Annotated in this window: 12 protein-coding genes; 5 read left to right on the top strand and 7 right to left on the bottom strand. The window is 69.9% G+C overall.

The window, feature by feature from the left end; genetic code table 11:
- From ACFYPC_RS28415 to ACFYPC_RS28405, 3 genes are all read right to left on the bottom strand, one after another.
- Positions 1-320 (bottom strand): alpha-amylase family glycosyl hydrolase (locus tag ACFYPC_RS28415; protein ID WP_388681759.1); only part of this gene is annotated, 320 nt, incomplete at its 3' end.
- Entirely contained in the window at positions 317-2,557 is a 2,241-nt protein-coding gene (locus ACFYPC_RS28410) for an alpha-1,4-glucan--maltose-1-phosphate maltosyltransferase (RefSeq protein ID WP_388681756.1), read from the bottom strand. The genes ACFYPC_RS28410 and ACFYPC_RS28415, both read right to left, overlap by 4 nt.
- A gap of 77 nt (positions 2,558-2,634) precedes the next feature.
- Positions 2,635-2,901: a DUF5133 domain-containing protein gene (locus ACFYPC_RS28405; protein WP_388681789.1), complete on the bottom strand. Its 267-nt coding sequence runs from the start codon at positions 2,899-2,901 to the stop codon at positions 2,635-2,637.
- Between the two features lie 300 nt (positions 2,902-3,201).
- On the opposite strand from ACFYPC_RS28405, the gene ACFYPC_RS28400 reads away from it, so the two are divergent.
- From ACFYPC_RS28400 to ACFYPC_RS28385, 4 genes are all read left to right on the top strand, one after another.
- Positions 3,202-3,744, top strand: coding sequence for a pep a2 (locus tag ACFYPC_RS28400; protein ID WP_388681753.1), 543 nt, complete (start codon positions 3,202-3,204; stop codon positions 3,742-3,744).
- Positions 3,745-3,944: 200 nt separating this feature from the next.
- Positions 3,945-6,077: a glycogen debranching protein GlgX gene (gene glgX, locus ACFYPC_RS28395; protein ID WP_388681787.1), complete on the top strand. Its 2,133-nt coding sequence runs from the start codon at positions 3,945-3,947 to the stop codon at positions 6,075-6,077.
- A 37-nt stretch (positions 6,078-6,114) separates the two neighbouring features.
- Entirely contained in the window at positions 6,115-8,709 is a 2,595-nt protein-coding gene (locus ACFYPC_RS28390) for an ATP-binding protein (RefSeq protein ID WP_388681750.1), read from the top strand.
- 159 nt (positions 8,710-8,868) lie between these two features.
- Positions 8,869-10,266: an FAD-binding oxidoreductase gene (locus ACFYPC_RS28385; protein ID WP_388681748.1), complete on the top strand. Its 1,398-nt coding sequence runs from the start codon at positions 8,869-8,871 to the stop codon at positions 10,264-10,266.
- Between the two features lie 20 nt (positions 10,267-10,286).
- Here ACFYPC_RS28385 and ACFYPC_RS28380 read toward each other — a convergent pair whose 3' ends face one another.
- The 4 genes from ACFYPC_RS28380 to ACFYPC_RS28365 all read right to left on the bottom strand — a co-directional run bounded on the left by ACFYPC_RS28380 (position 10,287) and on the right by ACFYPC_RS28365 (position 12,866).
- Positions 10,287-11,096 carry an SAM-dependent methyltransferase gene (locus ACFYPC_RS28380; protein ID WP_388681745.1) on the bottom strand — a complete coding sequence of 270 codons (810 nt, stop codon included), beginning with the start codon at positions 11,094-11,096 and terminating at the stop codon, positions 10,287-10,289.
- Between the two features lie 26 nt (positions 11,097-11,122).
- On the bottom strand, positions 11,123-11,638 hold the full coding sequence (locus tag ACFYPC_RS28375) for a hypothetical protein (protein ID WP_388681744.1): 516 nt from the start codon (positions 11,636-11,638) through the stop codon (positions 11,123-11,125).
- A gap of 157 nt (positions 11,639-11,795) precedes the next feature.
- A complete protein-coding gene (locus ACFYPC_RS28370) occupies positions 11,796-12,041 on the bottom strand; it encodes a DUF397 domain-containing protein (protein ID WP_388681741.1) in 246 nt (81 codons plus the stop codon).
- A 3-nt stretch (positions 12,042-12,044) separates the two neighbouring features.
- A complete protein-coding gene (locus tag ACFYPC_RS28365) occupies positions 12,045-12,866 on the bottom strand; it encodes a helix-turn-helix domain-containing protein (RefSeq protein ID WP_388681785.1) in 822 nt (273 codons plus the stop codon).
- Positions 12,867-13,167: 301 nt separating this feature from the next.
- On the opposite strand from ACFYPC_RS28365, the gene ACFYPC_RS28360 reads away from it, so the two are divergent.
- Positions 13,168-14,580 (top strand): hypothetical protein, encoded by a 1,413-nt coding sequence (locus ACFYPC_RS28360; RefSeq protein WP_388681738.1) that lies wholly within the window; start codon positions 13,168-13,170, stop codon positions 14,578-14,580.
- Positions 14,581-14,613: the final 33 nt, after the last annotated feature.

The raw sequence follows: 14,613 nt of genomic DNA, 5'->3' as shown, positions 1-14,613 counted from the left end.
TGGGCGGCGTCGACGAACTCCACGAAGTCGGCGAGGTCACCGAACTCGGGCAGGACGGCGGTGTAGTCGGAGACGTCGTAGCCGCCGTCGCGCAGGGGGGACTTGAAGAAGGGGGGCAGCCAGAGGCAGTCCACGCCCAGCCATTGCAGGTAGTCCAGTTTCGCGGTGAGGCCTTTGAGGTCGCCGATGCCGTCGCCGTTGCTGTCCTGGAAGGAGCGGACCAGGACCTCGTAGAAGACGGCGCGTTTGAACCACTCGGGATCGCGGTCCTTGGCCGGGGTGTCCTCGAACGTGTCCGGGACGGGCTCGTTGACGATCATGTGGTGGGTGACCCTCCGATCCGCTGTGCGGGGCCGACGGCGAGCACATGCGCGCCGCCCGGCTTCAGACGCACGTAATTGGCGCTGCCCCAGCGGTAGGTCTCGCCGGTGAGCTCGTCGCGCACCGGCACGGAGTCGTCCCTGTGCAGGCCGAGTTGTGGCATGTCCAACGAGACCGTCGCCTCCTGAGTGTGGTGCGGATCCAGATTGGCCACCACCACGACCGTGTCGTCACCCGTCCGCTTGCTGTACGCGATCACGGCGTCGTTGTCGGCCCGGTGGAAGTAAAGGTTCCTGAGCTGGTGAAGGGCCTTGTGACGCCGCCTGATGTGGTTCAGCCTCGTGATCAGCGGCGCGATGGTCCCGCCCGCGCGCTCGGCGGACTCCCAGTCACGCGGCCGGAGTTGGTACTTCTCGGAGTTCACGTACTCCTCACTGCCCGCCCTGACCGGGGTGTTCTCGCACAGCTCGTACCCGGCGTAGATCCCCCACGCGGGCGAGAGGGTCGCGGCAAGGACGGCACGCACCTCGAAGGCGGCCCGCCCGCCGTGCTGGAGGAACTCGGGAAGAATGTCTGGCGTGTTGACGAAGAAGTTGGGCCGCATGAACGCGGCTGTCTCACCGGCGAGTTCGCGGAGATAGTCGGTCAGCTCCTGCTTGGTGTTGCGCCAGGTGAAATAGGTGTACGACTGCTGGAAACCGACCGCCGCGAGCCTGTGCATGACCGCGGGGCGGGTGAACGCCTCCGCCAGGAAGATCACGTCCGGGTCGGTGCGGTTGATGTCGGCGATGACCTGCTCCCAGAACACCACCGGTTTGGTGTGCGGGTTGTCGACGCGGAAGATCCGTACGCCATGGCTCATCCAGTACCGCAGCACCCGCAGCGTCTCCTGGACCAGTCCCGGCATGTCCCTGTCGAAGGCGATCGGGTAGATGTCCTGGTACTTCTTCGGCGGGTTCTCGGCGTAGGCGATCGTGCCGTCGGGGCGGTGGTGGAACCACTCCGGGTGCTTGTGCACCCATGGGTGGTCGGGGGAGCACTGGAGGGCGAAGTCCAGGGCGACCTCAAGGCCCAGGTCGGCTGCGCGGCGCACGAACGCGTCGAAGTCGTCGATGGTGCCGAGGTCGGGGTGGACGGCGTCGTGGCCGCCCTCCGGGGAGCCGATCGCCCAGGGCACCCCGACGTCCTCGGGGGTCGCCGACAGTGTGTTGTCGGGGCCCTTGCGGAACGTCGTGCCGATGGGGTGGATCGGCGGGAGGTAGACGACGTCGAAGCCCATCTCCGCGATGGCGGGCAGGCGTTCGGCGGCGGTACGGAACGTGCCGTGCGGTTGCTCGGGCGTGCCCTCGGAGCGCGGGAAGAACTCGTACCACGAGCCGTACAAGGCCCGCTTCCGTTCGACGAGCAGGGGCAACGGCAGTGAACGGGAGACCCGTTCACGCAGCGGGTGCTCCGCGAGGACGGCGTCCGCCGCCGGGGTGAGGGCGGCCGCGAGACGGGCGGCCGGCGGCCGGGACTCGTCGCGCAGGGCGTTCGCGGCGCCGAGTACCACCTCCTGACCTGCTGTGTCCGGGATTCCGGAGGCGGCCCGCTCGTACAACTCGGCGCCCTCCTCCAGCATCAGACCGGAGTCGATACCGGCGGGAACCTTGATCCCGGCGGCGCGGCGCCAGGCGGCCAGGGGATCGCGCCACGCCTCCACCAGGTAGGTCCAGTGGCCCGGTTCCCCCGGCGTGACGTCGGCGCCCCAGCGGTCGGTGCCGGGGGCGAGTTCGTGCATCGGGGTCCACGGTCCCGGGCGGCCGCTCGGATCGCACAGGACGACATTCGCGGCGACCGCGTCATGGCCCTCGCCGAAGAGGGTCGCGGTGACCTGGAAGGTCTCGCCGCACACCGCCTTCGCCGGCCGCCTGCCGCACTCGACGACCGGGTGGACGTCCACGACCGGGATCCCCACAGCGTGCGCGTCCACCTCCGGCCCGGAGGCGTGACAGGCACCTGCCTCTGCGACAGCGTGGGCGTCCGCGTCCGGCACGGAGGCGTGACAGGCACCTGCCTCCGCGACAGCGGGAGCGTCCACGGCCGGCCCGGAGACCGAGTGGGCATCGACTGCCGGCACGGAGGCCGGGCGCGTACCCCCGGTCTGCACACTGAACGAGCGGCTGACCGTGGCCAGGATGTCGAGCGCGCCGACATCCACGGTCGGGACACCGCCGGTGTCCGGATCAACGTCCATGGGTATTCGCCTCCGCCGTCCTCTCGCCCAGCCTGCGGTTCAGATCCTTGTCGGAACGCTCCGACGCGTCCGGGCGCTCACGGGCACTGGCCCACGGTCCGGCTCGGCCCCCGACCCTGGGCGCGGCGCGCTCTCGCCGGCGACGAACCGGCACGCAGATAGTGCTCGGCGGCGTCCGCCGCTTCGCGCGCGCAGCGCTTGCCCATCAGCACGCACAGCGTGTATCCCGTGTTCTCGAAGTTGCCCCGCACGGTGTGGTCTGCGGGGGCCGCGAGCAGCAGACGCTCCCAGGCCCGGTACCGCTCAAGATGCCTGGCGACCTCGGCTTTGGCAGGCAGCAGCATCACGCTGGTCACCTTCCCTCTCGGACGCGTACGGCTCGCCCGGATGGCGAGTGAGGGCCGTGCGCGCAGGGGCACCGATCCATTACAGAGATCGACGCCCTCACCCATGGTGCCTGCACGGACACCGAGCGTCTTGTTGGTTTTTCAACAACATCGGCCCCGGTCTCGTGTTGCACGAATGGAGCAGCACTCCCACTCTGGGAATGACTCAGAAGCGATCAGCGCTCACGCTACGTGTTCGGGGCTCGGCCCGCGGGGGCGAGGAGGAGCGGGAGCTTCGCCGGTGAGGAGCCAACGAAAATGAAAGCTGCAGTGCCCTGCTACTACCACCTCGACGTGGAAGTCAGCCCGGAACGGGTCGGACAGGTCAAGCGCATTCTGGCCGCTCACCTCCGGTACTGGAACCTGGAGAATCTCGTCGAGTCCGTCTGTCACTGTGCCGAAGCGCTGCTCCATACGATCGAGGAGCACGCCGCGGACAAGAACACGACCGTCGAGATGTGGTGGAACGGTCAGCACCTCATCACCGCCGTGTCGGACAACGACCAGGACATCCGTCCGCACAACACCCCACAAGGCTGCCTCGCGCAGATCGCCGCTCTGAGCGACGGCTGGGGCTGCTGCGCCACCGGAGCCGGCGGAAAGATCATCTGGTTCTCGTGGCGCGCCCGGGCCGCCGAACGCGCCCCGCTCATGCCGCCGGCACCCGCGCCCAGCCTGCGGGAGGCGCGCCGGATGCCTCGCGCACTGCCCGTGCCGGCGCTTGCCGGATCCCGCGACAACCCCGGCGTCGTGCTCATCGACTCCCAGGACGACACCGAGCCCGCGGTCGCCGTCCCGTGACCCTGTACGACACGGAGGCCGTGGTCGCCTTCCACGGGGCCCCGGGTGCACGGAGGGCGTGGTCGCCGGCCACCGATCCCGTGACGTGCGGACGCCGTGGTCGCCAGCCACAGGTTTCCCCGGACGGCACGGAGGTCGCCAGCCACAGGTTTCCCCGGACGGCACGGAGAGCGTGATCCCCGTACGCTGATCACGTGCGCATCCGAACCGGGCGCCCCTATCCACTGGGCGCGGTATTCGACGGCGAAGGAACCAACTTCGCCCTGTTCACCGAAGTCGCCGAACGCGTCGATCTGGTACTGATCGACGCGTTCGGCGTTCCTCGCACCGTCACGCTCACCGAGGTCGACGGCTCCGTATGGCACTGCTACCTGCCGGGAGTCGGGCCGGGGCAGCGCTACGGCTACCGGGTCCACGGCCCCTGGGACCCGGCGGCCGGACACCGCTGCAATCCGGCGAAGCTGCTGCTCGACCCGTACGCCAGGGCGGTCGACGGACAGGCGGACAACGACGCCTCGCTCTTCGAACGCGCCGCCCACGGGCCCGATCCGGCCGACAGCGCCGGTCACACGCCGCTCGGTGTCGTCACCGACCCGTTCTTCGGCTGGGGCGACGACCGCCCGCCGATGCGCCCGTACGCCGAGACGGTGATCTACGAGGCACATGTGCGGGGCCTGACCCGAACCCACCCGGCGGTCCCCGCCGAACTGCGCGGCACCTATGCCGGGCTCGCGCACCCGGCGGTCATCGAGCACCTGACCTCGCTCGGAGTCACGGCGATCGAGCTGATGCCGGTGCACCAGTTCGTCCAGGACGGCTTCCTCAGTGACCGCGGCCTGTCCAATTACTGGGGCTACAACACGATCGGCTTCTTCGCCCCGCACAACGCCTACGCGGCATACGGGACCTGCGGGGAGCAGGTCACCGAGTTCAAGTCGATGGTGAAGGCGCTGCACGCCGCCGGCCTGGAGGTGATCCTCGACGTCGTCTACAACCACACCGCCGAGGGCAACGGATACGGCCCCACGCTCTCCTTCCGCGGCATCGACAACGCCTCCTACTACCGCCTGGTGGAAGGCGACCCGGCGCACTACTACGACACCACCGGTACCGGGAACAGCCTGCTGATGCGGCACCCGAACGTGCTCCAGCTGATCATGGACTCGCTGCGGTACTGGGTCACCGAGATGCACGTCGACGGATTCCGCTTCGACCTGGCGGCCACCCTGGCCCGGCAGTTCCACGAGGTGGACCGGCTCTCCGCGTTCTTCGACCTGATCCAGCAGGATCCGGTGGTCGGCCGGGTCAAGCTCATCGCCGAGCCCTGGGACATCGGCGAAGGCGGCTACCAGGTCGGCAACTTCCCGCCCCTGTGGTCGGAGTGGAACGGCAAGTACCGTGACTGCGTACGGGACTTCTGGCGCTCCGGCGACCACACGCTGGGCGAGTTCGCCTCCCGGCTGACCGGCTCCTCCGACCTGTACCAGCACGACCGGCGGCGGCCCCGGGCCAGCATCAACTTCGTCACCGCGCACGACGGTTTCACCCTGCGCGACCTGGTCTCGTACAACGACAAGCACAACGAGGCCAACGGCGAGGACAACAAGGACGGCGAGAGCACCAACCGCTCCTGGAACTGCGGCGCCGAAGGCCCCACCGAGGACGAAGGGGTGCTGGAACTGCGCGCCCGCCAGCAGCGCAACCTCCTCGCCACCCTGCTGCTGTCCCAGGGCATCCCGATGCTCGCCCACGGCGACGAACTGGGCCGCACCCAGCGGGGCAACAACAACGCCTACTGCCAGGACAACGAAATCTCCTGGATCGACTGGCGGTTGAGCGAGGAGCAGCGCGAGCTCATGGACTTCACCCGGCGCGCCATCGCGCTGCGCGCCGCCCACCCCGTCCTGCGCCGCCGCCGCTTCTTCCTCGGCGACACCCCGACACACGAGCACCAGCCGCTGCCGGACCTGATGTGGCTGCGCCCCGACGCCCGCGAGATGACGGACGAGGACTGGCTGCGCCCCGACGCCCACGCCGTCGCCGTCTTCCTCAACGGCGACGCCATCGCCGAGCCGGACCCGTACGGCGATCCGGTGGTCGACGACTCCTTCCTGCTGCTCCTGAACAGCCACTGGGAGGCGGTGACCTTCCGCCTTCCCGACGCGCTCTACGGCGAGCGGTGGACCGTACGGATGGACACCGCGGATCCGCAGGGGCTGCCGGACGAGTCCGAACGCAAGGCGGGCACCGACGTCCGCGTCGAGGCACGCAGTCTCCTGGTGCTGTCCCGGCCCCACCGGGCCGAGGCGGTGCGGTCGCGGTCGGCGTTCTGACGTACTGCACGGGCGCCACCCGTGCCAGAATCGTGCCGTGGAACGGGGGCTCCTCGAACGCGACCACGAGCTCGCCCAACTGGCAGCCGCCGCGCGCGAAGCGGCCGACGGCGCCGGATCCGTGGCGCTCGTCTTCGGAGAGGCCGGGATCGGCAAATCCAGCCTGGTGAAGGTACTGCCCGAGGTGCTGCCCCCCGATGCCCGCGTGCTGCTGGGGGCGTGCGACGACCTCACGACCCGACGTCCGCTGGGACCCTTCCGCGACCTGGTCGGAAGCGTCGGCCCGGAACTCGCGCGGATGCTCACCGTGGGAGGCGACCGCCATCTGGTGTACGACGCCCTGCGGACGGAGCTGAGAACAGCGCCGCATCCTGCGGTACTCGTCGTCGAGGACGTGCACTGGGCCGACGAGGCCTCCCTCGACGCTCTGCGCTTCCTCGTCCGCCGGGTGGAACGGCTCCCCGCCGTGCTGGTCCTGACCTACCGGGACGACGAGCTGGGCCGCGAACACCCGCTGCGCCACCTGCTCGGCCAGGTGTCCCGGGCGGAGCGCGTGCACCGCCTGCCGCTGTCCCGGCTCTCCCCGAGTGCCGTACGCCGGCTGAGCGCGGCCAGCGAACTGGATCCGGTGCAGGTGTACGAGGTGACGTCCGGCAACCCGTTCTTCGTGGCCGAGGTGGTGGCGGCCGGTGGCACCGGTGGTGTGCCGCCGACGGTGGTGGACGCCGTACTGGCCCGGCTGCGGGGGCTGGACGGCAGCACCCGGGACGCCCTGGAGCAACTGGCCGTCGTGCCCTCCGCGGTGGAACGCCCGTTGGTCAAGGCCCTGTTGATGGACGACGTGGCCGAACTGGCGGCGGCCGAGCAGCGCGGGCTGATGGTCGTCACCCCGGAACGGGCGGCCTTTCGGCACGAGTTGATCCGCCGAGCCATCGCCGACTCCCTGCCGGCCGCACGACGGATCGAACTGAACCGGAGCGTGCTCGCCGCGCTCGTCGCCGTACCCGGCTCCGACGCCTCCCGGATCGTCCATCACGCGGCGGAGGCGGGCGACCTGGAGGCGATCGCCCGGCACGGCCCCGGCGCCGCACACGACGCGTCCCGCGCCGGCGCCCACCGCGAAGCCGCCGCCCATCTCAGGCTCGTACTCCGGCAGCGCGAGCGGCTCTCGCCCACCGAGCTGGCCGGTCTCCTTGAGCGTTACGCGGTGGAGAGCTACACCATCGCGGACTCCGTCGCCGCCGTCGAAGCGGAGCGGGAGGCGGTCGCGCTGCGCCGGTCCCTGGGAGACGCGCGGGCGCTCGGCGCGGACCTGCGGTGGCTGTCCCGCATCCACTGGTGGGCGGGTGACGCCGAGGAGGCGCGGACGGCGGCGAGGGAGGCGATCGCCGTACTGGAGGGGGCGGGCGACGACCGGCTGCTCGCGCTGGCTCTGAGCAACACCTCCCAGCTGCACATGCTCTCCGACCGGCATGCGCAGGCCATCGCGTTCGGCGAGCGCGCCATCGAGCTGGCCCGCCGGGAAGGTGACGCGGAGATCCTCGCGCACGCCCTGAACAACGTCGGCTCCGCCCGCTGGCGGGGCGGCGACCCACTGGGGCGGGCGCAGGTCGAGGAGAGCCTGAAGGTGGCCCTGGGAGCGGACGAGGTCGAGCACGCCTGCCGGTCCTACGCCAACATCATCTGGAGCCTGCTGGAGAACCTGGAGTACGCCGAGGCCGACCGTTTCCTGGCCCCGGCCATGGAACTGGCCGACCGGGCGGAGCACCTGGGCTTCCTGAGCTATCTCCACGTCGAGATGGCCATGCGCCGACTCGCCGCCGGATCCTGGGCCGACGCCGAGCGGCATGCCGAGATCGGGGCGCACGACTTCGTGCCGGCCCGCTGCCCCGCGCTGACGGTGCTGGCACGGGTGCGGGTGCGGCGCGGCAGGAGCGGCGGCGACGAACTGCTCGATCAGGCCTGGGAGATCGCGGTGCGCAGCAGCGAGCTGCAGCGGACCGGACCGGTCGCGGCGGCCCGGGCGGAAGCCGCCTGGCTGCGCGGCGATTCCTCCGCGGTGACCGCCGCCGCAAGCACCACGTTCTCCGAGGCCTGTCGGCTGGAGGCCGCGGCGCACCGGGCGGAGCTCGGCTACTGGCTCGCCAAGGCCGGGCAGCCGGTTCCGAGGAACGGCTCGGAGCATCCGTACGCGCTCCAGAGCGCGGGACACTGGAGCGAGGCCGCACGGCTCTGGCAGGCGGCTGGATGCCCCTACGAGCATGCCGCCGCCCTCGCCGAGAGCCCGGACCTCGACGACAAGCTCAGCGCCCTGGCCGAGCTGGACGCGCTGGGCGCGGAGCCGCTCGCCCACTTGATCCGCGGGGAGCTGCGCGCACTGGGTGTGCGCCGGATACCGCGGGGTCCGCACGCGGCGACACGGGACAATCCCGCAGGGCTTACGGAACGCCAGTTGCAGGTCATGGGGCTGCTGACACAGGGGATGACCAACGGCGAGATCGCCGAGCGGCTGGTCGTGTCGGTGCGCACGGTCGACAACCACGTCTCCGCCGTCCTGGACAAGCTCGGTGTCCGCACCCGGCGCCAGGCCGCCGCCCGTGCCGTGCAGCTCGGCATGCTGCCTCGCCGGTGAAAGGTAGGTAGCCGTCGGCGGTGAGGTGGGTGGCGGGCACGGATATCCAGGTACCGGGAGCAGGACTAGAACAGGCGGATCGGATCCATCAGAGGGAGACTGGAACAGGGGACCCGGACAGGGGAACCCGGAACCGCTCCCCGGACACGGGGGACACATATGTCCATCACGCCTGCACAAGCAGCAAGTCAGGAACTCCACCGATTCAAGGGGCAGTTGATCGGCCCGGACGACTCCGGGTACGACGAGGCCCGCAGGGTGTACAACGGAATGATCGACCGGCGGCCCGCACTGGTGGCGCGCTGTACGAGCGCCGAGGACGTCTCAGAGGTGGTGGGCTTCGCCCGCGACCACGGCCTCCCGCTCGCGGTCCGCGGCGGCGGCCATCACGGAGCGGGCCTGGGTACCTGCGACGGGGGTGTGGTCCTCGACCTCTCGCTGCTCAAGGACGTCGAGGTCGATCCACGGGCGCGCACGGTGCGGGTCGGCGGTGGCTGCGTCTGGGGCGAGGTCGACGGTGCCACCAACGCGCACGGCCTGGCCACACCCAGCGGCATCATCTCCACGACGGGCGTCGGAGGCCTCGCCCTCGGCGGCGGACTCGGCCATCTCACCCGCAAGTGCGGGCTCACCATCGACAACATCATCGAGGCCGACCTCGTTCTCGCGAGCGGCGAGCAGGTACGCGCGAGCGCCGATGAGAACGCCGACCTGTACTGGGCGATCCGCGGAGGAGGCGGCAACTTCGGAGTTGTCACCTCCTTCCTCCTGCGACTGCACGAGGTGAACACGGTCGTCGCGGGCCCCACCTTCTGGCCCGTCGAACTCACCGCCGAAGTCCTCACCGCCTACCGCGACTTCCTTCCGCACGCCCCCCGCGAGCTGAACGCCTTCTTCCTGGTCGGGTCCGTTCCGCCGGCTCCGCCCTTCCCCGAGGAACTACATCTTCGCAAGGTCTGCGGGGTCGTGTGGTGCTACATCGGGGAGGACACGGAAGCGGCCGCCCGGCTGATGGCCCCGCTGCTCGACGCCCTGCCCCAGCCTCTGCTGCACGGCCCGGGGCCGATGCCGCATCCCGCGATCCAGTCCGCGTTCGACGGGCTCTATCCGCCCGGCGACCAGTGGTACTGGCGCGCGGACTTCGTCAACGACGTCCCGCGCGAGGCGGCCGAGTTGCACGCCAAGTTCGCTGCCGAACTGCCGACGTGGAAGTCGACGATGCACCTCTACCCGATCGACGGCGCCGCGCACGACGTCGCTCCCACGGACACCGCGTGGAGCTACCGCGACGCCCGCTGGGCGTCCGTCTACGCCGGCGTGGACCCCGACCCGGCCAACGCCGACCTCATCAAGCGGTGGACGGTCGACTACTTCGACGCGCTGCACCCGTTCTCCGCGGGCGGGGCCTACGTCAACATGATGATGGACGAGGGCCAGGAGCGGGTGCGGGCCAGTTATCGCGACAACTACGCGCGCCTGGCCCGCATCAAGGCCGACCGCGACCCCGGCAACCTGTTCCGGCTCAACCAGAACATCGAACCGGCGCCGGGGTCCTGACCGTCAGGGCATCCTGACCGTCACGGCTTGCGGGCCACACCGCCGTGGACGTCCGTGGGCTCGGGCGAGGTACCGGGCTCCGGACGCCACAGCGGACACGACACGATGCCGGGTTCCAGCAGTTCGAGGCCCTCGTAGTACGCGCTGACCTGCTCGGGACTGCGCAGCACGTACGGGACGGCGCCGGTGTCGTCGTAGCCCTGCTGGGCCTCCTTGAGCGCGGCGTCGGTGTCGGTGCTGTCGTAGTGCACGAAGTAGCTGCCGGAGGGCAGGGCGGCCTGGAGGCGGCTGACGATCGACTTGGCCTCCTCGTAGTCCTGGACGTGGCCGAGGATGCCCATCAGCATCAGGGCGATCGGCTGGTCGAAGTCCAGGATCTTCCCTGCCGCCTCGATGATCTTCTCGGGCTCGTGCAGGTCGGCGTCGATGTAGTTCGTGACGCCCTCGGGCGTGCTGGTGAGCAGGGCCTGCGCATGGCGGAGCACCAGCGGGTCGTTGTCCACGTACACGATGCGCGACTCGGGCGCGATGCGCTGGGCGACCTGGTGGGTGTTGTCGTACGAGGGAAGGCCGGTGCCGATGTCGAGGAACTGGCGGATACCGAGTTCGGCCGTCACGAAGGTCACCGTGCGGATCAGGTAGTCGCGGGAGGCGCGAGCCATCGTCTCGATGTTCGGGGCGACTTCGCGATAGGCGTCGCCCGCCTCCCGGTCGACCTCGTAGTTGTCCTTCCCGCCCATCCAGTAGTTCCAGATGCGGGCCGAGTGCGGCACCGTGGTGTCGATCTTGGACAATGCCTCTTGGTCGGGGGTGGGCCGGCCGTCTGCCATGGGATATCTCCTACCTTTACCGTGCGTCACGCGGTCTGTCGCCAACCTATCGTCAACGTCTGTGTGCAGCCCCTGAGTTGAGGGCAAGGCGGAGCGGGGCCGTGGGCCGGCCGGCTCAGGTCCACCGCGTCGTAGGTCACGACGGGGGCGTGCTCGGCCAGGGTGCGGAATGCTCGCTCGTACGCGCCGACCGCCTCGGTGTCGTCGTCCGCCGTGCCCCTCACATGGACGAGCGCGCCCTCGCGTTCGGCGACCGCTTCGGCGAAGTCGAGCGCCTGGATCCAGGTCACCCGGGAGCACCCACGGAGCAGGGGTCCGTACACGAGTTCGTGGATGATGCCGCCGTCGACGGCCAACCGGCCGGGGGTGGCCAGGAGTTCGCGGTAGGGCCGGATCGGGTCCACGTGGTGGAGGTGCCCGCGCGAGCGCCGGATCAGGAATCCATGATGGATGAGTTTGGCGGTCAGGCCGCTCCTGCCGATCCCGTCAGGGCCCTCGACGACCAGCGTCCGGCACCGGGTGAGGGCCTGGTGGAGGTGCATCACCGCACCCACTCCCTCCGCAGGACGACCGACTTCCTCAGTGTGAGGGGACAACCCGCACGGCGGGAGGGTGCGTGCGGGTTGTCCGGTTGTACAGCCGTAGTGGCGGTCCCGCGGGTGAGGCGGTGCCGGCCCTTCGGCAATGCGGTGGAGGGCCTCAGGCGATCAGGAAGTCCGCCTGGCCCGACTTGGCGCCCTGCAGGAACGAGACCATCTCGTCCCGGGTGTAGACCAGCGCGGGACCCTCCGGATCCCTGGACTGACGGAAGGCGACACTGCCGTCGGGCAGCCGCTTCGCCTCGACGCAACTCCCGCCGTTGGTACCGCTCCAGGGCTTCTGCCAGCCCTCGGTGCCCAGGTCGACGGCCGGCATGCCGCTGTGGATGGGGCCCATGCGTTCCATGGATCACAACTCCTTACGCAGTTCAGCCAGGATGGTCCTGGTTCGTGCGACCGGCTCCGCCTGCACGGACATCCGGTCCAGTACCTCGAGATAGGTGACGACATCGTCGGGACGGTCGACGTAGACCGCGCCGGCGAGGCTTTCGGTGTAGATGACGTCGGGCAGTTCGGAGAAGCCGAAGCGGAAGTGGTGGAAGGGACCGAACGCGCCGGGGTGTGCCCCCACCTCGAAGCGCATGATCTGGATTCTGACCTTCGGCATGTCCAGGACCTCCTGGAGCCGGTCGATCTGGGCCCGCATCACCTCGACGCCGCCCACCGGACGGCGCAGCACCGTCTCGTCCAGGACGGCCCAGATCGCGGGCGCGTCCGGCTTGGCAAGCAGGTCCTGGCGCTTGACGCGCAGGTCGACACGGCGGGCGATCTCCTCCTTCGACTCGCTGGGGAAGCCGACCCGCATGAGCGCCGTGACGTAGTCGTACGTCTGCAACAGCCCCGGAACGTAGTGGGGTTCGTAGAGACGGATGACGCTGGCTTCGCTCTCCAGGCTCACGTAGGCGCTGAACCACTCGGGCAGCACGTCGCGGTACTTGTACCACCACCCCGGCTGGTTGGCCTCCCTGGCCATGGTGAGGAAGTCCTCTGTCTCCGCTGCCGGAACACCGTAGGTGTGCAGCAACTCCCTCACGTACGGGATGCGGAGTCCGACCTCGGCCTTCTCGATCCTGCGGACGGTGAGGGGGGTGACCTCGATGGCGCGGGCCGCGTCCTCGAACGACACCCCGGCCGTTTCCCGCAGTTGCCTCAGCCGTTTGCCGAGAACCATCCGCAGGACGGTGGGTGCGCTGCCGCCGGAGCGGTTGTCGCTCACGTCCTACCTCCCTGTACGGCAATCACAGCGAGCAGTGTGCCACGCGGTCGTTGACAGAGACAGAGCGATGCGGATCGTTCTGAAATTATCAGAACGCCGGTTGCATGTTGAGTGTGTCGGCCACCATAGTGATCGAGTGACCTGTCGCACCGTCAACGGTGAGAGGGGGTCAACTGCGTTGGGTCGTACGGGAATTGGTGCATCGGGGGCACGTACGGCCGGACGCGGCTGCACGTGACCGTGATGCGAGACCGGGATGGCCACCGTGACCGACGGACAATCGAGGAGCCCGGGCAGGGCACCCGCAGGGGCCAACAAGGCGCTGGCGGTGGCCCTCAAGGACGCTGCCTGCTCCTATGCCTCACTCGCCTGCCGGGTCAATGAACTGGGCCGCCGTCAGGGCGCCGACTCCCACTACGACAAGGCATCGGTCACCCGCTGGCTGCAGGGCCAGCAACCACGGGGCACCACACCCGAGTTGATCGCATCCGTGCTGTCCGAGCGGCTCGGCCGCGCCGTGTCACCCGCGGACCTCGGCTTCCTCCCCGATCAGCAGCGCCCCGTCGCGGGCCGGGCACTGCGCTACGGCGAAGACGTGGCAGAAACCCTTCACACCCTGGCCGAACTGGGGTCCACCGACATCTCCCGCCGCAGCCTCCTCGGCTCCGTCCCCTTCGTCGCCGCCGCGCTGACGAACCCCCAACGTGCATGGCTGCTCTGGCTGTTGGAGCACCAGGACGACGACCGGCCGCATCTGGCGGCGAGCGGCGGACCGGTCGAGCAGGTCCACGCGATGATCGCCATGTTCGACCAGATGGACAACCAGTACGGCGGCGGCGGAGTGCGCACCAGCATCGTCCACTACCTCTCCACCGAGGTCGTCCCGATGCTCCAGCGGCGCGGTACGCCGCCGCATCTGCAGCGCACCTTGTACGCCGCCGCCGCGCGCCTGGCCGCGATGGCCGGCTGGAGCTCCTACGACGCGGGGGAGTACGGCCTCGCCCAGCGCTACATGACCCAGGCGCTGCGCCTGTGCGCCGAAGGACGCGACCGGGTCCTCGGCGGCCAGATCCTGGCCGGGCTCTCCCATCTGGCCACCAGCCTCGGGCGCCCCGACGAGGGGGTGGCCCTGGCCCGGGCCGGCATCGCCACCGCGAAGGACGCGGGCAGCCCGCTCGGTCTGATGCGCCTGTACGCCATGTCGGCGCGCGGACACGCCGCCCAGGGCCGCTCGGCCGAGGCCACCGAGGCCCTGCGCATGGCGGAGCGCCAACTGGACGCCAGCCGGGGAGCCGGGCAGGAATCAGCCTGGGTGCGTTACCTCGACCATCACTATCTTCAGGCCGAGTCCGCGCTCTGCTTCCGCGACCTCGGGCTTGCCACGCAGGCGGAGCGCACCGCGGGCGAGTCGCTGAGCGCCAACGCCGACCGTCGCAGGCGCCAGGCCATCAGTCGCTCCGTGCTGGCGACCGCCCATCTGCAGCAGGGCCGCCTCGACGAGGCCCTCGGCACCGCCACGGAGGCCCTCGACACCCTGAGCACCGTGCACAGCGAACGGTCGATCCAGGCACTGCGCGACTTCCGCGGGCGGCTGGAGTCGCGCCGCCACGAGCCCCTTGTGCAGGAGTTCGAACGCAAGGCCCGTCCGGTGCTGGGGGCGGTGGCATGATGGAGCGACCTCTTGGCTCAATCGTCCCTGGTG

The sequence above is a fragment of the Streptomyces sp. NPDC005808 genome (assembly GCF_042871385.1).
GTDB lineage: Bacteria > Actinomycetota > Actinomycetes > Streptomycetales > Streptomycetaceae > Streptomyces.
This window is presented reverse-complemented; position numbering and strand designations above follow the sequence as displayed.